The sequence below is a fragment of the Pseudomonas sp. CDFA 610 genome, assembly GCF_021147865.1.
In the GTDB taxonomy this organism is placed as follows: domain Bacteria; phylum Pseudomonadota; class Gammaproteobacteria; order Pseudomonadales; family Pseudomonadaceae; genus Aquipseudomonas; species Aquipseudomonas alliivorans.
In genome coordinates this window covers 168,460-188,703 of record NZ_JAGTPM010000004.1, presented here as the reverse complement: position 1 = coordinate 188,703, position 20,244 = coordinate 168,460, and the positions used below count along the sequence as shown (strand labels likewise).

17 protein-coding genes are annotated in these 20,244 nt (G+C 60.8%); 7 read left to right on the top strand and 10 right to left on the bottom strand.

The window, feature by feature from the left end:
* Positions 1 to 149 precede the first annotated feature (149 nt).
* The 7 genes from KDX39_RS08795 to KDX39_RS08765 all read left to right on the top strand — a co-directional run bounded on the left by KDX39_RS08795 (position 150) and on the right by KDX39_RS08765 (position 7,598).
* The gene (locus tag KDX39_RS08795; RefSeq protein WP_231660207.1) at positions 150 to 1,415 is read left to right on the top strand and encodes an SfnB family sulfur acquisition oxidoreductase; all 1,266 of its coding nucleotides are present in this window, start codon (positions 150 to 152) and stop codon (positions 1,413 to 1,415) included.
* A 25-nt stretch (positions 1,416 to 1,440) separates the two neighbouring features.
* Complete coding sequence (locus KDX39_RS08790) at positions 1,441 to 2,646, top strand: SfnB family sulfur acquisition oxidoreductase (protein WP_231660064.1); 1,206 nt, start codon at positions 1,441 to 1,443, stop codon at positions 2,644 to 2,646.
* Positions 2,646 to 4,022, top strand: coding sequence for an LLM class flavin-dependent oxidoreductase (locus tag KDX39_RS08785; RefSeq protein WP_231660063.1), 1,377 nt, complete (start codon positions 2,646 to 2,648; stop codon positions 4,020 to 4,022). The genes KDX39_RS08790 and KDX39_RS08785 overlap by 1 nt, the downstream gene beginning before the upstream one ends.
* A 363-nt stretch (positions 4,023 to 4,385) precedes the next feature.
* Positions 4,386 to 5,174, top strand: coding sequence for a MetQ/NlpA family ABC transporter substrate-binding protein (locus tag KDX39_RS08780; RefSeq protein ID WP_231660062.1), 789 nt, complete (start codon positions 4,386 to 4,388; stop codon positions 5,172 to 5,174).
* Positions 5,171 to 6,292 carry a methionine ABC transporter ATP-binding protein gene (locus tag KDX39_RS08775; protein ID WP_231660061.1) on the top strand — a complete coding sequence of 374 codons (1,122 nt, stop codon included), beginning with the start codon at positions 5,171 to 5,173 and terminating at the stop codon, positions 6,290 to 6,292. Before KDX39_RS08780 ends, KDX39_RS08775 begins: the two co-directional genes overlap by 4 nt.
* Positions 6,282 to 6,926, top strand: a complete 645-nt coding sequence (locus KDX39_RS08770; protein WP_231660060.1) for a methionine ABC transporter permease — start codon at positions 6,282 to 6,284, stop codon at positions 6,924 to 6,926. Before KDX39_RS08775 ends, KDX39_RS08770 begins: the two co-directional genes overlap by 11 nt.
* 45 nt (positions 6,927 to 6,971) lie before the next feature.
* Entirely contained in the window at positions 6,972 to 7,598 is a 627-nt protein-coding gene (locus tag KDX39_RS08765; protein ID WP_184321997.1) for a class I SAM-dependent methyltransferase, read from the top strand.
* A 140-nt stretch (positions 7,599 to 7,738) separates the two neighbouring features.
* On the opposite strand, the gene KDX39_RS08760 is transcribed toward KDX39_RS08765, so the two are convergent.
* The 10 genes from KDX39_RS08760 to KDX39_RS08715 all read right to left on the bottom strand — a co-directional run bounded on the left by KDX39_RS08760 (position 7,739) and on the right by KDX39_RS08715 (position 20,041).
* Positions 7,739 to 10,846 (bottom strand): efflux RND transporter permease subunit, encoded by a 3,108-nt coding sequence (locus tag KDX39_RS08760; protein WP_231660059.1) that lies wholly within the window; start codon positions 10,844 to 10,846, stop codon positions 7,739 to 7,741.
* A complete protein-coding gene (locus KDX39_RS08755; RefSeq protein ID WP_231660058.1) occupies positions 10,843 to 11,913 on the bottom strand; it encodes an efflux RND transporter periplasmic adaptor subunit in 1,071 nt (356 codons plus the stop codon). Before KDX39_RS08755 ends, KDX39_RS08760 begins: the two co-directional genes overlap by 4 nt.
* Entirely contained in the window at positions 11,910 to 13,028 is a 1,119-nt protein-coding gene (locus tag KDX39_RS08750; RefSeq protein ID WP_231660057.1) for an efflux RND transporter periplasmic adaptor subunit, read from the bottom strand. Before KDX39_RS08750 ends, KDX39_RS08755 begins: the two co-directional genes overlap by 4 nt.
* A 244-nt stretch (positions 13,029 to 13,272) precedes the next feature.
* Entirely contained in the window at positions 13,273 to 14,361 is a 1,089-nt protein-coding gene (locus tag KDX39_RS08745) for an RHS repeat-associated core domain-containing protein (protein ID WP_231660056.1), read from the bottom strand.
* Positions 14,362 to 14,453: 92 nt separating this feature from the next.
* Complete coding sequence (locus KDX39_RS08740; protein WP_231660055.1) at positions 14,454 to 15,359, bottom strand: RHS repeat-associated core domain-containing protein; 906 nt, start codon at positions 15,357 to 15,359, stop codon at positions 14,454 to 14,456.
* A gap of 217 nt (positions 15,360 to 15,576) precedes the next feature.
* Positions 15,577 to 15,789 (bottom strand): DUF6124 family protein, encoded by a 213-nt coding sequence (locus KDX39_RS08735; RefSeq protein ID WP_099229325.1) that lies wholly within the window; start codon positions 15,787 to 15,789, stop codon positions 15,577 to 15,579.
* Positions 15,790 to 16,236: 447 nt separating this feature from the next.
* Entirely contained in the window at positions 16,237 to 17,256 is a 1,020-nt protein-coding gene (locus KDX39_RS08730) for an ABC transporter substrate-binding protein (RefSeq protein ID WP_099229324.1), read from the bottom strand.
* A gap of 44 nt (positions 17,257 to 17,300) precedes the next feature.
* The gene (locus tag KDX39_RS08725) at positions 17,301 to 18,167 is read right to left on the bottom strand and encodes an ABC transporter permease (protein ID WP_122587594.1); all 867 of its coding nucleotides are present in this window, start codon (positions 18,165 to 18,167) and stop codon (positions 17,301 to 17,303) included.
* An 82-nt stretch (positions 18,168 to 18,249) separates the two neighbouring features.
* Positions 18,250 to 19,131 (bottom strand): ABC transporter ATP-binding protein, encoded by an 882-nt coding sequence (locus KDX39_RS08720; RefSeq protein WP_231660054.1) that lies wholly within the window; start codon positions 19,129 to 19,131, stop codon positions 18,250 to 18,252.
* Positions 19,132 to 19,144: 13 nt separating this feature from the next.
* Positions 19,145 to 20,041, bottom strand: coding sequence for a TauD/TfdA dioxygenase family protein (locus KDX39_RS08715; RefSeq protein WP_231660053.1), 897 nt, complete (start codon positions 20,039 to 20,041; stop codon positions 19,145 to 19,147).
* Positions 20,042 to 20,244 lie beyond the last annotated feature (203 nt).

Below are 20,244 nucleotides of genomic sequence, written 5' to 3'. Positions count from 1 at the left end.
GAGCCTGCGACCGCTCACTGCCAATCTATGCTTATTCCAAAAAGAACGTTTTAAAAAATTTAATACACGCTTAGGGTATATACACCGGACCACCGGACATCGTGATGTTTTCAGCCGCAGCGCTTGCGGCCTACCGCTACGAGGTTTCGATGGTCACTTTCACAACCACCCCTGTGGATAACACCAGGGCGATCAAGGCTCCACAAGAGCCCGACGTCGCCCCTCACCTGTCGCCTGCCAAAGTCCTGCAAAACGACGCAGATGCCATTGCAGCAGCCCATGAACTGGCTGCGGCGGCTCGCGTGCAGGCCGCCAGGCGCGATCAGGAACGTCTGTTGCCCTGGCCTGAAATCGAGCAGTTCACTCGCAGCGGGCTGGGCAGCATTTCCATTCCGCGCATCTACGGCGGTCCGCAAGTTTCCTTCGTGACGATTGCCGAAGTATTCAGGATCATCTCCGCTGCCGATCCGGCACTCGGGCAAATCCCGCAGAACCAGTTCGGCATCCTCAACCTGCTGCAGGGCGCCGCCACCGAGCAGCAGAAAAAAGTACTGTTCCAAAGCGTGCTGGACGGTTGGCGCATCGGCAATGCGGGGCCGGAGCGCGGAACCAAAAATACCCTGGACCTCAAGGCGCGAATCACCCCTCACGGTGGTCATTTCGTGATCAGCGGGCAGAAGTTCTACTCCACCGGCGCGCTGTTCGCGCACTGGGTCGCGGTCAAGGCGCTGGACGAAGAAGGTCGCCAGGTCATGGCCTTCGTCAAACGCGGCTCGCCGGGGCTGCGCATCGTCGATGACTGGTCAGGCTTTGGCCAGCGCACCACTGCCAGTGGCACGGTATTGCTGGACAACGTACCGGTCGAGGCCAGCCACGTGGTTGCCAACTGGCGTCTGTCGTTGACACCCAACATTCAGGGAGCGGTCTCCCAGCTGATTCAGGCCGCCATCGACGCGGGCATCGCACGCGGTGCCATCGACGACGCCATCGCCTTTGTCAGGGATCGCTCCCGGCCGTGGATCGACGCCAAGGTCGAGCGCGCCAGCGATGACCTTTACGTGATCGCCGACATCGGCAAACTGAAACTCGACCTGCACGCCGCCGAGGCGCTGCTGCGCAAGGCCGCTCAGGTGCTGGATGAAGTCAGTGAGGCGCCTGTCGACGAACAGTCGGCCGCCCGCGCCTCTATTGCTGTCGCGCGCGCAAAAGTGTTGACCACCGAAATCTCGTTGCTCGCCAGTGAAAAACTGTTCGAACTGGCCGGCAGTCGCGCCACCCTCGCCGAATTCAATCTTGACCGGCACTGGCGAAACGCTCGGGTCCACACCCTTCACGACCCGGTGCGCTGGAAATACCACGCCGTCGGTACCTGGCATTTGAACGGCACCCTGCCCGCCCGCCATTCCTGGATCTGAACCAGACCACTGGAGCACACCTTTCATGAGTTTCAATCCACAGGCGCGCGACCACGCAGCGCTGATCACCAGTGACGTCCAGGCTCTGCACATCGCCCGCGAACTGGCCAACCACTTCAAGACCGAAAGCGCTGTACGCGACCGCGAGCGACGCTTGCCACATGCCGAGCTGGAGCTGTTCAGTCAGTCCGGGCTCTGGGGCATCAGCGTGCCGAAGGCCTTCGGCGGTGCGGGTGTTTCATCGGTAACCCTGGCCAGGGTCATCGCGCTGATCTCAGAAGCCGATGGTTCACTGGGACAGATTCCGCAAAACCATTTCTATGCCCTTGAAGTGCTGCGCGTGAACGGCAGCCCGCAGCAGCAGAAACGCTTGTACGCCGAAGCACTGGCAGGTCAGCGCTTCGGGAACGCGCTGGCCGAACTGGGCACCAAAACCGCCCACGACCGCACCACACGCCTGAAGCACGAGGGCAACGGCTATCGCATCAATGGCCGCAAGTTCTACGCCACCGGCGCGCTTTACGCACAGCGCATTCCGACCTCGGTGATCGACGACAACGGAATTCAGCAACTGGCGTTCGTGCCGTATGACAGCGCAGGTCTGACCGTCATCGACGACTGGAGCGGTTTCGGCCAGCGCACCACAGGCAGCGGCTCGGTGGTGTTCAACAACGTTTACGTCGATCCAGACGATGTGGTGCCCTTCCAGAGCGCTTTCGAGCGACCGACCACGCTGGGTCCGCTGGCGCAGATTCTTCACGCTGCCATCGACACCGGCATTGCCCGCGTAGCCTTCGAGGATGCGCTGACCTTCGTTCGCACACGTACCCGGCCATGGATCGACTCAGGCATCGAAAAGGCCGTGGACGACCCGTTGACGCTGCACAGCTTCGGCAGGCTGAGCATTCGTCTGCACGCGGCCGAGGCATTGCTCGAGCGCGCGGGTGAATACCTGGACATCGCCCAGGCCGACAGCAACGCCGACACCGTGGCCGCCGCCTCCATCGCGGTGGCCGAAGCACGCGCCATCAGCACCGAGATCTCCCTGGCGGCGGGCAGTACGCTGTTCGAACTTGCCGGCAGTCAGTCGACGCTCGCCGAGCAAGGCCTGGATCGCCACTGGCGCAACGCTCGAGTGCACACGCTGCACGGCCCGGTGCGCTGGAAATTTCACGCCATCGGCAATTACTACCTCAACGACACCCACCCTCCGTTGCGAGGGACGATCTGATGGCGCGCAAGAAGATCCTGCTCAACGCCTTCAACATGAACTGCATCGGCCATATCAATCACGGCTTGTGGACCCACCCGCGTGACACGTCCACGCAGTTCAACAGCCTGGAATACTGGACCGATCTGGCGAAGTTGCTGGAGCGCGGCCTGTTCGACGGGCTGTTCATTGCTGACATCGTGGGGGTGTATGACATCTACCAGAACTCAGTGGACGTCACACTCAAGGAGGCGATTCAGTTACCGGTCAACGACCCGCTGCTGCTGGTTTCAGCCATGGCGGGCGTCACGAAGCATCTGGGTTTCGGCCTGACTGCCAACCTGACCTACGATGCGCCGTACCTGTTTGCCCGTCGTATGTCGACGCTCGACCACCTGAGCCGTGGCCGGGTCGGCTGGAATATTGTCACCGGTTATCTCGACAGCGCGGCCCGGGCCATGGGCCTGAGCGAGCAGGTCGAGCACGACCGACGCTACGACCAGGCCGACGAGTACCTGCAGGTGCTGTACAAACTCTGGGAAGGCAGTTGGGAGGACGATGCGGTCATCAATGATCGCGAACAGCGCGTCTATGCCCAGCCAGGCAAGGTTCACAAAGTGCGGCATGCGGGCGAGTTCTATCAGGTCGAGGGCTACCACCTGTGTGAGCCCTCGCCACAGCGCACGCCGGTGCTGTTTCAGGCCGGCAGTTCGGAGCGGGGTTTGCAGTTCGCCGGGGAGAACGCCGAGTGCGTGTTTATCAGCGGCCAGAACAAGGCCTCGACCCGCGAGCAGGTGGACAAGGTGCGTGCCAGCGCCGTGCAGGCCGGGCGCAACCCGGACGACATCAAAGTGTTCATGGGGCTGAACGTGATTGTTGCCGCGACCGAGGCATTGGCGCAGGAAAAGCACGCCGAGTATCGTCGCCATGCCAGCGCCGAGGCGGGCGTTGCCCACTTTGCAGCGTCCACCGGGATCGATTTTGCGCAGTACGAACTGGACGAGCCGATCCAGTATGTGAAGAACAACGCCATTCAGTCGGCGACCAAAAACCTGAAGAACAACGACTGGACCCGCCAGAAACTGCTCGACCAGCACGCGCTGGGTGGCCGCTACATCACGGTCATCGGCTCGCCTGACCAGGTCGCCGACGAGCTGGAATCGTGGATCGCCGAAACCGGTCTGGACGGCTTCAACCTGACCCGCATCGTTACCCCGGAAAGCTATGAGGACTTCATAGATCTGGTCATCCCCGAGCTGCAACGTCGCGGGTCGTACAAGACCGCTTATGAAGACGGCAGCCTGCGCAGGAAACTGTTTCCCCAAGGCACCGACCGCTTGCCGCCGCAGCATCCGGGCGCCGGGTATCGGCAGGGCAACACCAGTTATGCCGAATAGCCACAGCCTCTGGGAGCAACCGAGCTTGTACTGAACAACTACAACCTGTGGGAGGCGGCTTGCCGGCGACAGGGTCGGTTCAGTCACTGATGTGGCGCCTGACAAACCGCCTCGCCGGCAAGCCGCCTCCCACAAGAAATCGCATTTGTTCAGTCGATCAATACAAACGATCCGACCGGGTAAATGCAAAACCCAGGAAGGAATAAAGGCTGTACCGAATAGCCACAACCCGTAGGAGCGAGCTTGCTCGCGATGGCCATGCGTCAAACGCTACACCTCTAGCGTCTGTATCGGCCCTCTCCCGAGCTCGCTCCCGCAGCAATTTAATGACCTCAATAACCCGTCATTTCAACGGAATGCACCATGACCAAAACCCTCGCAGCCCTGGCCCTCGGCCTGTTGACCCTGACCGCTCACGCCGCCGATGCGCCGCTGAAGGTTGGCACCACCGCAGCCTTCGCCATTCCGCTTGAAGCGGCTGTAGAAGAAGCCAGCAAACAGGGCCTGAAGGTCGAACTAGTCGAGTTCACCGACTGGATCGCGCCCAACGTCACCTTGGCAGCGGGCGACATCGACGTGAACTACTTTCAGCACATTCCGTTCCTGACCAACGCCAACGAGGCCGCAGGTTTCGGCCTGGTGCCGTATGCGCCAGGCATCATCAACAACGTCGGGCTGTACTCGAAAAAGTACAAAAGCTTCGACGAGCTGCCGAGCGGCGCAACCGTGGCCATCGCCAACGACCCGATCAACAGCGGGCGCGGCCTGCAATTGCTGGCCAAGGCCGGGCTGATCACGCTCAAGCAAGGTGTCGGCTACAAAGCGACCGAAGACGACATCACCGCCAACCCGAAAAAACTCAAGCTCATCCAGGTCGAAGCCGTGCAACTGGTGCGCGCCTACGACGACGCCGATCTGGTGCAGGGCTACCCGGCCTACATCCGCCTGGCCAAGACCTTTCCGGCCGATTCGGCGATTCTGTTCGACGGCATGGATCACCCTGAGTACGTCATCCAGTTCGTGATCAAGCCCGAGCGCAAGGACGATCCGCGTCTGGCGAAATTCGTCGACATCTATCAGCACTCGCCGGTGGTCCGGGCCGCGCTGGACAAGGTCAACGGCAAGCTCTACCAGGTAGGGTGGAAAGAATGACCGCCATCGCTCAGCGACAATGGACGCCGGACGTCAAACCTGCGGCGCGACAGACCGAGTTGCACCCGGACCTGAACCATGCCCACGTGCGCTTCATCAACCTGGGCAAGACCTATCAGGGCCGACAAGGTCCGGTGGAGGCGCTGGGCAACATCGATCTGGCAATCCAGCGCGGCGAAGTCTTCGGCATCATCGGCCGCAGTGGCGCGGGCAAGTCGTCGCTGATCCGCACCATCAACCGTCTGGAACAACCCAGCAGCGGCCGGGTGCTGATCGATCAGATCGACATCGGGGAGTTCAATGAAGACCGGCTGGTCGAGCTGCGCCGTCGCATCGGCATGATCTTCCAGCACTTCAACCTGATGTCAGCCAAGACCGTTTGGCAAAACATCGAGCTGCCGCTGAAGGTTGCAGGCGTACCCAAGGAGCAGCGCCAGCGCAAGGTCGCGCAGCTGCTGGAGCTGGTCGGCCTGCAGGACAAACAAAAGGCCTACCCGGCGCAGTTGTCCGGCGGCCAGAAACAACGTGTGGGCATTGCCCGCGCACTGGTCCACGACCCGGCGATCCTGCTCTGCGACGAAGCCACCTCGGCGCTGGACCCGGAAACCACGCAATCGATTCTCGGCCTGCTGCGCGAGATCAATCAGCGCCTGGGCCTGACCATCGTGCTCATCACTCACGAGATGGCGGTCATTCGGGATATCTGCCACCGCGTCGTGGTGCTGGAACAAGGCCAGGTTGTCGAGCAAGGCCCGGTCTGGCAAGTATTCGGCGACCCGCAGCACGAGGTCAGCAAAACCCTGCTGGCACCGCTGCAGCCCGGGCTGCCGAAAGAATGGGCCGAGCGCCTGACCGCAGAGCCGCAACAGCCCGACGCCACTGCATTGCTCGACGTGCAATTCACAGGTGTCACTGGCCAGGAGCCTGATCTGGCGGCGCTGTTCGCGGCGCTGGGCGGCAAGGTGCAACTGCTGCAGGGCGGCGTCGAGCGCATTCAGGATCGAGCCATCGGACACTTGATTCTTTCGGTCGCCGGATCACCGTACAACCGGGAAGAATTGTTGGCGCGAGCCCGCAGACAGGCACCGCGCGTGGAGGTATTGGGTTATGGGGTTTGATCGCTTGCTGCAAGGGACCATCGACACCTTCCTGATGGTGGGCGTGTCTTCGCTGATCGCGCTGCTGCTGGGGATTCCGCTGGCGGTGATTCTAGTCACCAGTTCCAGAGGCGGGATTTATGAAGCGCCTGCGATCAACCGGGTATTGGGCGCTTTCGTGAACCTGTTCCGCTCGATCCCGTTTCTGATTCTGATGGTAGCGCTGATTCCGTTCACCCGGCTGATCGTCGGCACCACCTATGGCGTATGGGCAGCCATCGTGCCGCTGACCATCGCCGCCACGCCGTTCTTTGCGCGCATCGCTGAAGTCAGCTTGCGCGAAGTGGACCACGGCCTGATCGAAGCCGCGCAAGCCATGGGCTGCCGACGCTGGCACATCATCTGGCACGTGCTGTTGCCCGAAGCACTGCCAGGCATTGTCGGCGGTTTCACCATCACCCTCGTGACCATGATCAACTCCTCGGCCATGGCAGGCGCAATAGGCGCGGGCGGCCTGGGCGACATCGCCTACCGCTATGGCTATCAGCGTTTCGACACGCAAGTAATGCTGACGGTGATCGTGTTGCTGGTGGCGGTGGTGGCCTTCGTGCAACTGGGCGGCGACCGGTTGGCGCGGCGCTTCAACAAGCGCTGACGGTCCGGGGTATATTAGCCGCCTTCCCGGACCGGACCGCCTTTGATGAAACTCGATCCCCAGACCCTCGACCAGATCACCACGACCACGCTGGATAACTACAACCGCGTCGCCGAAGACTTTCGCGAAGGCACGCGGGACCATGACGTCAGCCAGAACATCGACGCGCTGCTGCGCCATATAGAAGGGCCGACGCCTTGGCAGATTCTGGACTTCGGCTGCGGGCCGGGGCGTGACCTGAAGGCCTTCACCGCGATGGGTCATGTCGCGGTCGGGCTGGACGGCTCCGAGCGCTTCGCCGAGATGGCCCGAACAGAGACCGGCTGCGAGGTGTTGCAGCAAAACTTCCTCGAACTCGACCTGCCGCCCGCACGCTTCGATGGCATCTTCGCCAACGCCGTACTTTTCCACGTGCCGCGTCAGGAACTGCCCCGCGTGTTGCTGCAACTCCACGCCACGCTCAAGCCGGGCGGCGTGCTGTTCAGCTCCAACCCGCGCGGGCAGAACCAGGAGGGCTGGAACGGGGAGCGCTACGGCACCTACCACGATCTGGAATCATGGCGCGCCTTGCTGACCGACGCCGGGTTCGTCGAACTGGAACACTACTACCGCCCCGCCGGGCTGCCGCGAGAGCAACAGCCATGGCTGGCGAGCGTCTGGCGCAGGGTATAAGCCTGTCCGGAATGTGAAGGGGACTTGTATACGATGAGCGCGGAGCGTGAGGCACGATCATAATCAGTCAACTGATCGCTCCCACACTTTGAAATGCCGCCCAGTACGCTGCGCGTCCGGCTCCACAGCCGACGCGCAGCTCAATCAGTGTCCTGTCGCCAGTTCGCCTCCTGATCCTTCTTCTCATCCGCCTCGCGACGCTGTTCATCGGTCGGTTCCTTGATCCGGTACCAGGCCACATACAGCGCAGGCAGGAACAACAGTGTCAGCAGCGTCGCAATGATGATGCCGCCGATCATCGCGTAAGCCATCGGCCCCCAGAAGACTTCCCGCGCAATCGGGATCATGCCCAGACTTGCCGCCGCAGCCGTCAGCAGAATCGGCCGACGTCGATGCTCGGTGGCTTCAACCACCGCATCCCATGGCAGATACCCGCTGCGTTCGTAGGCGTCGATCTGGGTCACCAGAATCACTGAGTTGCGGATGATGATGCCAATCAGCGCCAGCACGCCCAGAATCGCCACAAATCCCAGCGGCGTGCCGGTCGGGATCAGTGCCAACACAACACCGATCAGACCCAGCGGCGCAACACTGGCAACCAGGAACATCTTCTGCACGCTGTGCAGCTGGATCATCAGGAAGGTCGCCATCAGAAACAGCATCAACGGCACCACGCTCGCAATCGGGCCTTGGGCCTTGCTGCTTTCTTCCACCGTGCCGCCGGTCGCCACCTTGTAGCCCACCGGCAGGCCGGCGGCGAATTTATCGATCTCGGGCTTCAACTGCTTGACCAGGTCCGTTGGCTGAATCTCGTCGCGCACAGCACCTTTCACGGTGATGGTCGGCTTGCGATCGCGACGCCACACCAGCGGCTGTTCAAGCTCATAGCCCACGGTCGCAAACGCCAGCAACGGAATGGACGCGCCGCTCGGCGTGACGATCTGCAGGTTTTGCAGGGTTTCCGGCGTGCCGCGCTCGGCGTCTTCGGCGCGACCGACCACGTTGATCAGGTAGATATCGTCGCGCACCTGAGTCACGGCAGAACCGCTGACCACGCTGTTCATCAGGTTGGCGACGTCCTCGGAAGACAACCCCAACTGCCGCGCCTTGTCCTGATTGATGTCGATGCGCAACACCTTGCCCGGCTCGTTCCAGTCGTAGATCACCTCGCCCACATGGGCGTTTTGATCCAGTAGCGTGGCCAGTTCGATGGCGTGCTGACGCACCTTGTCGACGTCTTCGCCGCTGACGCGGTACTGCAACGGACGTCCGACCGGAGGCCCCATTTCCAGCGGCTGCACATAGGAGCCGATGCCGACGAAATCATCACGCAAACGTTTCTGCAGACGCGCCGTCAACGCGCCACGCTCTTCCAGACCTTTGCTGACGATCACCAGCTGGGCGTAGAACGGGTTTTCCAGTTGCTGGTCCAGCGGCAGGTAAAAACGCAATGCGCCCTGGCCAATGTAGGTACTCCAGCGCTCGATGTCCGGATCGTCCTTGAGGCTTGCCTCGAAGCGATCGACCACCTTGCGCGTCTCGTTGACCGACGCGTTCTGCGGCAGGTTCAGATCGACCAGAATCTCAGGCCGGTCGGATGACGGGAAGAACTGACTCTGCACAAACTGCATCGAGAACAGCGACGCAGCGAAAAGAGCCAGTGTGATGCCAATCGCCAGCCAGCGATGACGCATGGCCCAGACCATGCTGCTGTTGAAAGCACGACCGACGCGGCCCGGTTCTTCGGACTTGGGTTTGACGTTGCTGCTCAGGATATGAATTCCGATCACCGGCGCAAACAGCACGGCCACCAGCCAGGACACCAGCATCGCCACCGCGATCACTGCAAACAGCGTGAAGGTGTATTCCCCCGCCGAACTGTTGTTCAGGCCAATCGGCACGAAGCCTGCCACCGTGACCAGCGTGCCGGTCAGCATCGGGAAAGCCGTCGAGGTGTAGGCATAGGTCGCGGCCTGCTCCTTGGTCTCGCCCATTTCCAGCCGTGTGACCATCATCTCGACCGTGATCATCGCGTCGTCCACCAACAGACCGAGGGCGATGATCAGCGCTCCGAGGGAAATCCGCTGCATGGTAATGCCGCTGTATTCCATGAACACGAACACCATCGCCAGCACCAGCGGAATGGAGCACGCCACCACAAGACCGGCACGCACGCCAAGGCTGATGAAGCTGACGACCATCACGATGATCACCGCTTCGAACAGGGCGCTGGTAAAACCGCCTACCGCCTTGTCCACCACTTCGGCCTGATCCGATACCTTGTGCACGCCGACGCCGACCGGCAGTTCAGCGGTCGTGGCGTCCATGCGTTCATGCAGCGCCTTGCCGAATGCCTGAATGTTGCCGCCCTTCTTCATGGCAATCGCAAGGCCAATGGCGGGCTTGCCGTTGTAGCGGAACAGCGGCTTGGGCGGGTCGGTGTAGCCACGGCTGATGTCAGCGATATCGCTCAGACGGTAGAAGCGATCATTGAGCCGCAGGTTGACGGCTGCCAGATCCTTCTCGGACGCGAACTGTCCCGAGGTGCGAACGGAAATCCGTTCCGGCCCGGCTTCGATCACGCCCGCAGGTGTCACAGCGTTCTGCGATTGCAGGCTTTGCACGACCTGCCGCTGATCCAGCCCGAGCGCCGCCAGTTTGCGGGTCGAGAAATTCAGGTAAATCACTTCGTCCTGCTGGCCGACCATCTCGACCTTGCCCAGCCCTTCGACCGAACGGATATCGACGCGGACCTTTTCGACGTAATCGCGCAACTGCCGCATCGAGAACCCGTCCGCCGTAAAGGCGTAGATGGACCCGTACACGTCGCCGAATTCATCATTGAACGCGGGCCCCTGCAGCCCTTGAGGAAATTGCCCGCGAATGTCGTCGATCTTCTTGCGCACCTGATACCAGATCTCCGGTATCGCCTTGGCGTCCGTGGTGTCGCGCAGGAAAACCATGACCGTCGATTCGCCCGGCCGGGTGTAGCTTTTCACATAGTCCAGGGAATCCAGCTCTTCGAGCTTTTTCTCGATGCGGTCAGTCACCTGTTCCAGCGTTTCGTCCACCGTCGCGCCCGGCCAGCGGGTCTGGATGACCATCGTCTTGATGGTGAACGAAGGATCTTCCTCACGTCCCAGCTTCATGTAGGAAAAAACGCCCATCAACAGCGCGACGAACATCAGGTACCAGACGAACGACTGATGCTTGAGCGCCCACTCGGACAGATTGAAATTCCCTTTCATCGCGGGCTTTCCTCATCGACTTTGACTTTCTGCCCCGGCTTGAGGCTGTTGACGCCCGCACTGATCACTTTCTCTCCGGCGCTCACGCCGCTGGCCAACAGAAAACTGCTGTCGTCCTGGCTCACGATATTGACGACTCTCGGGTTGACGGTCTGGCTCTGCGGATCGATGATCCAGATCTGGCGTTTGCCATCGACGTCCTGCAAGGCGTTGAGCGGCAGGCGGATGCGCGGGGCGATGGCCGAGCTGAGGGTCACGCTGATCGCCGTTCCCAGACGCAGCGCAGGCGGCGTTTCGGTCAGCGAAAAACGCGCCCGACGCGTGCGGGTCGAGCGGTCCGGTTGCGGTTCGATTTCACGCAGCGTCGCGGTGGTGTTCACGTCCGGATCAAGCTGGCTCGCGACGGTATACACCACATCGGCAGGCAATTGGTCAGCCAGTTGGGCAGGCATGTCGATCACCGCTTCCTTGATATCCGGACGCGCCAGTGTGACCACTTCCTGACCGGCCGTGACGACCTGCCCGGCTTCGACTTTCCACTCGGTGACCACCGCATCGTGATCGCTGCGCAGCTCGCTGTAGCTCAGTTGATCACGGGCCTGCTGCTCGGCAGCCTTGGCCTGATCCAGCGATGACTGAGCGGTTTTCAGGTTGGTCAGCGCGATGTCCAGTTGCGCCTGCGCACCGACACCACGGTCGAACAACGCCTGTTGGCGACGGGCATTGGCCTGCGCGTTGATCCACTGCGCCTGAACATTGGCCAGATCACCTTGACGGCCACGCACATTGTTCTGCTGATCGGTGGGATCGAGCGTTGCGAGCAGATCGCCCTTTTTCACTTCACTGCCCACGTCCACGTGACGACTGGCAATGCGGCCCGGCACGCGAAAGCCCAGCACGCTTTGGTAGCGCGCTTCGATATTGCCCGCAAAACGCCCGAAATCCTCCATCGACTCAGGCTTGGCTTCGACGAACACCACCGGACGTACAGGCTCCGGCGGCGTTTCATCCTTGCCGCAACCTGCCAGCAGCAAGCCACTCAATACAACGCACGATAAACGCTTCATGGTTGCACCTTGGCATTTTGCGGTCGGGATTGATCGGCGATTTCCACCTGCATGTCCGGGTGCAGCAACTGCCCCCCTGCGGTGACCACCCTCTCTCCCGCCTTGAGGCCGTCACTGATGATGACGTGGGAGGTCAGGTAACGCGCAACCGTGACGCGGCGCAGATTGGCCTTGCCCTGCTCGTCCACGACCCATACGGCAGGTTTGCCAAGGTGCTCGCCAAGGTCTTTGGTAAGCGCCGACCACGGCAGCTCGACGCTGGCATTGGCCGGTTTGCTCAAGGCAACACTGACCACCGATCCCAGGTCCATGCCCTCAGGCAGCGGGTCGAGCGCGATCTTGACCTGCAGGGTGCCCGTTTGCGCCGACACAGCTGGCGTGACCTCACGCACCTTGCCGCTGACCTTGATCGCCGGGTTGTCGAGCAGCGTCACCTGGACCGGCTCGTCACCCGGCGGCTGCACGAACAGGGACTCGTAGACGTTGAATACCGCATCGCGCTCGCCATCACGTGCCAGATCGAAGATAGGCACCGTGGCTTGCACGACCTGCCCGACTTCGGCCTGACGGGCTGTGATCACACCCGACACGTCGGCGACCAGTGCGGTGTAACTCAGTTGCTCACGGGCGTTGGCCAGTTGCGCCTGGGCGGCTTTCAGCGAACTTTCGCTTCCACGCAGCGCGGCCTGCGCAGAATCGTATTCGCTCTGACTGGTATAACCCTTGGGCAGCAACTTCTGCTGGCGGACAAAGGCGGCACGGGTCTGGCTGACGCGCGCCTGCTCGGCCGCGACCGACGCCTGCGCCGAGTCGACATTGATCTGCAGATCCTTGGGGTCGAGCCGCGCCAGTACCTGCCTGGGCGTTACCCGATCCCCTACATCCACACTGCGCTGGATGATCTTGCCGTTGACCCGGAACGACAGCTGCGTTTGCACCCGTGCCTGAATATCGCCCGTCAACGCAACACTGGCGGCGAACTCAGCCGTTTTAACCGGCTGCACGTACACCCGGGGCAAATCGGGCGCCGCCGGTTTTTCCTCGCCACAGCCGGCCAGTATCGCCATGGCAGCGGCAAGGCCGAGCGTAAACAAACTTGAAGGACGGGCAGGCATGCAGACTCCTTTTGCGGATGCCGGGGTGCAAGCGTAGGGGTACGGGAGAATCACGTGAACATGCGACTGTTGGCGTGCGGGAGGGTTCCTTGGAGGCGCTCGCAATAAAGGTCTGTGTGACTGGCAGGACAGGTTCGATGGCGGCGCAAGATGCCCGAGCACCTGGACCGGTTAAACGTGTCGATCACGCAGGCCTGCCATGAACACCAGCAGCAGGCATGCGAGATATCACGCAGTGGATCTCTCAGGCCGTTGTCTCACGCAGACCTGGCATGGACCTTCTGATCGGATCGGATCTGATCTGATCTGACGAAGACACAATTAAACGCGCTGGCCTTCCAATCGCCTCGTCGTAAGAAGGTGGAGGCTCGTAGGCAGGAGGCCTATCCCCTTGAGCAGCAGAAACCCGTTGATTGGTGAGATAAGCACGAAACCTATCCTCTAGTGATGGGCCAGACGGTGCAGAAATACCGTTACGGTGCCCTTGCAATGCGCCATTGTCTGGAACGAAATCATTCATGCGCCCTGGAGTCGCAGGAGCAGCACCACGCGATTGCCGTCCTGCAAGGCCTTCAGGGCGTCCTAGGTGGGCTCTTCTGCCAATCGCCGCACCGGCCGAAGCGGACAGCCCGGTTGTGCCCAGTACAGTAGTCAGGATCCCCACAATTATCAGCGGCGTGGAGATTTTCGGGTTTGACTCAGTAGTCACACTGCCGACTACAGTGCTTGCAATACCGCCGGCCATCAATATCAAACTGGCTATAGCCCCTAATGAAGTGAAACTCATATGCCCCGTCGGATCGATTCGGTTAATCGGATTGCCCGCACAATAGGCGTACGCGTTGAACCCGCCTTTACCGAACGGACTCAGACTGTCCGGGCTATTGAAGCGCATCAACGTCGGGTTGAAGGCGCGATAACCATTGCCCAGCAGGTAATGGCCGGTCACCTGCTCGGGTTGTGCGCCGGTGAAACCCGGCAGCGCGGTGCCGGACAGGTCAGGGTCGCGATGGCCGTAAGGTGAATAGGCGATATCGATCTGTTGCGCCGCGGTGATCACCCCCAACGCGCTGTTCTGCTGGTCTGTGGCGATCAAATCGATAGACCCTTCACTGTCTTCCCGATTCAGTTGCGCCAGCAGGTGAGTGTCTGCCTGAAACAACGTGCGCTGAAGGCCTCCCTGACGCTCAGTCGTCATTCGTCCGTTGCAGTAGAAGCGTTGAGTGAGTGCCTGAGCCAAGGGGCTCAGTGTCGCAATTCGGTCCAGCGGATCGTAGGTGTAGGTGCAAAGAAGCGTCATGATCACGTCCCTGATGATTAAGACTGAACTCAAGCGTGCGCCGGTTCGGCATGCAGGTCCACTGGCAGAAATGCCAAAGCAGCAGCGGCAAAACGTGAGTGGTCCCGGCGTTGTTCGAATCCAGGTCAGAGCCGTGTGTCCTCCACAAGCTCACTCTCATTACCCCGCACGCTAGAGGATTGGCTACGGAGGCTGGGTCGGGGGTTGACTGCTGCGGCAGTCGCACGCTTGGCTGCAAGTTTTGCCATTTCGGCGCGAGCGAAATTAAATCCCCGAAAACCCAGTGTGGAAAAGCTCAGTGCCACCGCAAGTCCGGCCAGAGGCTTTTGCAGGGGTGAGTCGGGGGCCGCGTTTTTGACAATGAACGCGGAGCCCCAAGCAACACCGGCGGTCACTGCGCCTACTGCGACGACAGCCGAAAGCTTCTCGCTCGTATTGGCAGGCCGTCTGAGTGCGGGTGGTGGCGGGCTCACGTCGGCGGCCGCGCCTTTCACCTTTACCCCTCTGAACACTGCTTTCAACGAAGGCCGAGCCATTGCCAGACCAATTCCAGCCGTCGCCAGGCCAGCACCGATATAGGCAGCCGATAGCGCAATATCAAGCCAATCATGCCCACTGGCGTCGCTCCGATTGACAGGATCCCCGGCGCAGTAGGCATAGGCATTCAAACCACCCTTGCCAAAAGGACTCACGCTGTCCGGGCTGTTGAAGCGCATCAACACAGGATTGAAGGCACGATAACCATTGCCCAGCAGGTAATGGCCCGTGATCGGGTCGCAGGGTTGACCGTTGAAGCCAGGCAGGTGAGCCAGCGGAATGCTGTGGCCGTAGGGAGTGTACGCAATCGCTTCAATCTGCCTGGGTGCGACCACGCTCATGATGCTTTGCTGATGATCAGAGGCCGTGAGTGACACGCTGGAGGAATGGCCCTCAGTCGCCCGGCAGGCCAGCAATTGGTGGTCGTGGCGCAAGAAGCTGTGTTGGTCGATGCCTTGGGTTTCAGTGATCGGCTTGTCGGCCTGATAGAACATCCGAACAGCGGCCTGTGCCAATGGGGTGTGGGTGGCGAGCCGGTCCAGAGGATCGTAGCGGTAGCGGCAGAGGATTGGGTTCTGAGGCATTTCACGCATCCGTGCTGGCTGAACTGCAGGTGTTCGGTGCGAGCAAAATGCGCTTGCTCACACCGCTACTCTGCATCGCCGTGTACATAAGCTGCTACTGACAGAACTGCGAGGTTTGCCGCTGCGTTCAGTACGTGGCGATATCCTCCAGCGAGCGATCCAGCCGGGTTCTGGCGATGTCGATCAGGTGGACCACCGAGAACGCCAGGTCGCGTTTCGCGCCATTGAGGGCATCGCCGGATTCGTACGCAGCGGCCGAGGCGCAGCGCAGGATGTCACTGACCTGGATCAGGGTTTCTTCGAGGGACGTGTGAGGTGGGGCCGGGGTGGAGTTGATCATTGCTTATTCCTTTAGCTAACGAAGCCACCGGTTGCTCGCTGCTAAACGAACAAGGGTGGCGGCTTTGACGCGGGTTAGCAGACCGGCAGGAACAAGCGTATGTTGACCGGCGCACCCGAAGGTGCCCCACGCAAAGCCGCCATAAAGCGACACTCGCGACACTTGTTATCCATAGACAGGCTGCTAAACCCGATCGCTGAAACGCAGCGACCGATGCAGCCTAGTGTCCAGAATTCATGCACACAAGGGCCCGGGATTTTCTAGGAAAGTTCGTACTGAGGAAAGGGAAAGGCCTGAAAGAATCGCCCTTCAAAAGCGGATTTTCGTTAGCTCAGGTTACACACGCACTTCAACATATCGGAAGCTGCATGCCCACGCGAAGCATGGGCACGATCAGTGTGCTTGAAATCCCCGACCGTTAATTCAGGGCCTCAGCAGACACCTGCCTCAACTCCCCGCACCACCCTGCGCTTCTTCGAAGAAGTAATCCTTCCAGCTCGCCGCCTTGTTCTTCAGCACGCCCAGCTCATGCAGCTTCTCGGCGTAGATGAACGTGCGCTGCGGGGTGATGGTGAAATCGATTTCAGGGTCGGAGACGATTTTCTCTACCAGCGGCAACGGCAGTTTGGACTGCTCGACGCGGATGTAAGTCTGCGCAGCCGCTGCCTTGTCGGCCTTGATGATCTTCTCCGCCTCGGCCAGTGCGTCGTAGAACGCCTTATAGGTTTTGGGATTCTCGTCGTGGAATTTCTCGGTGGTGTAGAGCACGTTGAACGTGGCCTGACCGCCCAATACATCGTAGGAACTGAGCACCTTGTGCACGTTCGGGTTTTCCAGCGCCTGATACTGGAACGGCGGACTGGAGAAGTGTGAGTTGATTTCCGAACCGCCCGCGATCAACGCCGCCGTGGCATCAGGGTGCGCGAGGCTGACCGAGATGTTGTCGAATTTCTTGTAGTTGTCGTCACCGAACACCTTGGCGGTTTCGATCTGCAGAGTACGCGACTGGAAACCCACGCCCGCGGCCGGCACCGCGATGCGGTCCTTGTCGGTAAAGTCCTTGATCGTCTTAACGTTGGGGTTGTTGGTCAGCAGGTAGTTGGGCATCGAACCCAGCGAGGCGATGGCCTTGACGTTCTGTTTGCCCTTGGTGCGGTCCCAGACCGTCAGCATCGGCGGCACGCCCGCCGACACCACGTCCAGTGCGCCCGCCAGCAACGCCTCGTTCATGGCCGTGGCGCCGGAAATGCTGTTCCAGTCGACCTTGATGTCGAGGCCCTGCTCCTTGCCGTGTTTTTCGATCAGTTTCTGATCACGCACCACGTCGAGAATCAGGTAACCGATGCCGAACTGCTGGGCGATGCTGATCTTGCCTTCGGCCTGCGCGCCGCTGCTGAGCAGTGCGCCGAACAGACCGATTGTCGCCGCCAGTGCAGTCAGCACCGGACGCTTGAAAGAAGTTGCCATGAAATGCTCGCTCCAGTCATTCAAAGAGTCGTTATGGGTTTGATTCAGCGTTGCATGCCCCAGCGCTTGACCGTGAGGCGCTCGATGTTGGCAAACAGCAGGTTCTCCACCAGCAGACCGATCAGGATCACCGCCGCCAGCCCGGCAAACACCTTGTCGGTGTAAAGCTCGTTGCGGTTCTGGAAGATGTACCAGCCAAGCCCGCCTTTGCCGGAAGACGCGCCGAATACCAGCTCGGCGGCGATCAAGGTGCGCCAGGCGAACGCCCAGCCGATTTTCAGGCCCGCCAGAATCGACGGCAGCGCGGCAGGAATCAGGATGTGCCAGACAAAGCGCAACCCCTTGAGCCCATAGTTGCGACCCGCCATGCGCTGGGTTTCGGAAACACCGAGAAAACCGGCGTAAGTGTTGAGCGCCAGCGCCCACAGCACCGAATGCACCAGCACGAAAATCAGACTGTTCTGCCCCAGCCCGAACCACAGCAGCGCCAGCGGCAGCAGCGCAATGGCGGGCAACGGGTTGAACATGGCGGTCAGGGTGCCGAGCAGGTCACGCCCCAGCTGGGTGGACACCGCCAGCGTGGTCAGGCCGAACGCCAGGACGATGCCGATCAAATAACCCTGAATCAGCACGGTCAGGGAAATCCAGACCTTGCCTGGCAGTTCGCCGCTGACGATGCCGTCGTAGAACGCAGCGGCGGTCTGCAAAAAGCTGGGCAGCAGCAGGTCGTTGTTCTGAAGACGCGCAGCGAGTTCCCAGATCACGGCCAGCGCAATCATGATCACGGTCTTGCGCACCCAGCCCAGTTGCCAGATGCGCTGTGCCAAAGGCAGATCGCGGGCCAGGTCTTCCTGAGTGAAGGGCTGCAGCGTGACTTCGTATTCTTCGCGAACGGGAGGTGCGAGGCTCATGGTGTTCGGTTCCCTGATTGTCTATATGGAGCGCGGCTCGTCTGATCGCGCCCATGCTCTGCGCGGGCTCGGTCAGCAACGATCAATACGCGATCCGGATGTCCTGGAAATTCAGTTCTTCATCGACCTGCCCCGCTTCGCCCTCATCGAACAGCAGGCGATGAATGCGCTGGGCGGTCTGTTGGAAACCGACACCACCCAGGCTTTTCAGGTCGTACTGATGGCTGTTGATCTCGGCACGTACACGCCCCGGATGGGGCGACAGCAACAGGATGCGATTGCCCACCACCAGCGCTTCCTCAATGGAATGGGTGACAAACAACAGCGTGAAGCGCACTTCGTCCCACAGCTCCAGCAGCTCTTCCTGCATCTTGCGGCGCGTCAGGGCATCGAGTGCGGCGAAGGGTTCGTCCATCAGCAGGATTTTCGGCTGCATCGCCAGCGCCCGGGCGATGGCCACGCGCGCTTTCATGCCGCCGGACAAGGTGTGTGGATAAGCATCGGCAAAGGCGCTGAGCCCGACTTTTTCCAGGTAATAACGCGCACGTTCCAACGCCTCGGGACGCTTCAAAGTGCGCGACGCCAGCAGCGGAAACATGACGTTTTCGATCACGGTTTTCCACGGCGGCAACTGGTCGAACTCTTGAAACACCACAATGCGGTCCGGGCCAGGCTCGCGCACCTGATTGCCTGCCAGCCGGATCTCGCCTTCGCTGGGCTGGATGAAACCGGCCACTGCCTTGAGCAGCGTGGATTTTCCACAGCCCGATGGGCCGAGCAGGACGAAACGGTCTGCCGGATCCACCTCGAAGCTGACCTGATGCGTCGCCCGCACCACGCGTTCGGGCGTCCGGTATTCGAGGCTGACGCCGCGAACCTGCAACAAGGCTTCAGTGGTGTGCTGAGCGGCCGGTTGCGATGGGGTGTTCTGGCTGGCCGTGTGGCCTTGCAGAGCAGCATTCATGAACGGTTCTCCATCAGAACGGCGCTGAGCCTTGAATGGTCGTGCGATGCAGCTTGCGTCGCAGATGCGCCGGGCAGCCCGCCGCCAGATGGATCAGCGAACGGTTGTCCCAGAACACCATGTCGTCGGGCTGCCACTGATGGCGATAGATATGCTCGGGGCGAACGCTGTGTGCGTAGATTTCGTTGAGAATCTGACGGCTCTCGTCTTCCGGCAGACCCAGAATGCGCGTGGTGAAACCTTCACTGACGAACAACGCCTTGCGACCGTTTTCAGGGTGGGTGCGCACAATGGGATGGCTCACTTCGGCGACCTGAGCCAGTTGCTCGGCGGTCAGGGTCGGGCGCCAGTTGACCGCGTTGTGGCCCTCGGAATAACGCGCGGTGTAGCTGTGAACGGCAGAACGCCCTTCGACCGCATCGCGCAGGTGCTGCGGCAGCGTGTCCCACGCCTGATGCATGTTCGCGAACAGGGTATCGCCGCCCTCGCTGGGCAACTCCTGCGCGTACAGCATCGAGCCCAGGCTCGGCAGTTCCTTGTACGACAGGTCCGAATGCCAATACTTGCCAGCGTCGCCCAGACCGACCGGCTGACCGTTCTCGACAATGTTGGAGACGATCAGGATTTCCGGGTGGTTGGCCAATAGAAACTGCTTGAGCACGTGGATCTGCAGCACGCCGAACCGACGGCTGAAATCGATCTGTTGCTGCGGCGTGATGTGCTGATCACGAAACACGATGACGTGGTAATCAAGGTGCGCCTGATGAACGCGCGCAAAGTCGGCGTCGTTCAACGGCCTGGACAAATCCAGCCCGACGATTTCAGCGCCCACCTTTTCGGCGAATGGGCGCACGTCGAACGATTGCGAGGCCAGTGAAGCGGGCGATGAAACGAGGGAGGCTGCGGGCATGAGAACTCCGACTCCAGAATGTGACTGAAGCAGGAACTGTATAGCTATAAGAAACGGATTTTAAATACCGTTGGGGAATATGCATAGCGCGGAATGGGATAGCACCCCTGCGCACTGGCCGTCTATCGCCGGCAAGCCGCCTCCCACACTCCAAGTGTGTGCTGCGAGCCCCACACAAATGTGTCACGGGCGATACATCCAGT

Coding starts and splice junctions, on each gene's coding strand:
- KDX39_RS08790 (WP_231660064.1), top strand. CDS start 1,441: ATGAGTTTCAATCCACAGGCGCGCGACCACGCAGCGCTGATCACCAGT.
- KDX39_RS08760 (WP_231660059.1), bottom strand. CDS start 10,846: ATGAAAGGGAATTTCAATCTGTCCGAGTGGGCGCTCAAGCATCAGTCG.
- KDX39_RS08730 (WP_099229324.1), bottom strand. CDS start 17,256: ATGGCAACTTCTTTCAAGCGTCCGGTGCTGACTGCACTGGCGGCGACA.
- KDX39_RS08725 (WP_122587594.1), bottom strand. CDS start 18,167: ATGAGCCTCGCACCTCCCGTTCGCGAAGAATACGAAGTCACGCTGCAG.
- KDX39_RS08715 (WP_231660053.1), bottom strand. CDS start 20,041: ATGCCCGCAGCCTCCCTCGTTTCATCGCCCGCTTCACTGGCCTCGCAA.
- KDX39_RS08735 (WP_099229325.1), bottom strand. CDS start 15,789: ATGATCAACTCCACCCCGGCCCCACCTCACACGTCCCTCGAAGAAACC.
- KDX39_RS08765 (WP_184321997.1), top strand. CDS start 6,972: ATGAAACTCGATCCCCAGACCCTCGACCAGATCACCACGACCACGCTG.
- KDX39_RS08780 (WP_231660062.1), top strand. CDS start 4,386: ATGACCAAAACCCTCGCAGCCCTGGCCCTCGGCCTGTTGACCCTGACC.
- KDX39_RS08785 (WP_231660063.1), top strand. CDS start 2,646: ATGGCGCGCAAGAAGATCCTGCTCAACGCCTTCAACATGAACTGCATC.
- KDX39_RS08795 (WP_231660207.1), top strand. CDS start 150: ATGGTCACTTTCACAACCACCCCTGTGGATAACACCAGGGCGATCAAG.
- KDX39_RS08750 (WP_231660057.1), bottom strand. CDS start 13,028: ATGCCTGCCCGTCCTTCAAGTTTGTTTACGCTCGGCCTTGCCGCTGCC.
- KDX39_RS08775 (WP_231660061.1), top strand. CDS start 5,171: ATGACCGCCATCGCTCAGCGACAATGGACGCCGGACGTCAAACCTGCG.
- KDX39_RS08720 (WP_231660054.1), bottom strand. CDS start 19,131: ATGAATGCTGCTCTGCAAGGCCACACGGCCAGCCAGAACACCCCATCG.
- KDX39_RS08770 (WP_231660060.1), top strand. CDS start 6,282: ATGGGGTTTGATCGCTTGCTGCAAGGGACCATCGACACCTTCCTGATG.
- KDX39_RS08740 (WP_231660055.1), bottom strand. CDS start 15,359: ATGTTCTATCAGGCCGACAAGCCGATCACTGAAACCCAAGGCATCGAC.
- KDX39_RS08755 (WP_231660058.1), bottom strand. CDS start 11,913: ATGAAGCGTTTATCGTGCGTTGTATTGAGTGGCTTGCTGCTGGCAGGT.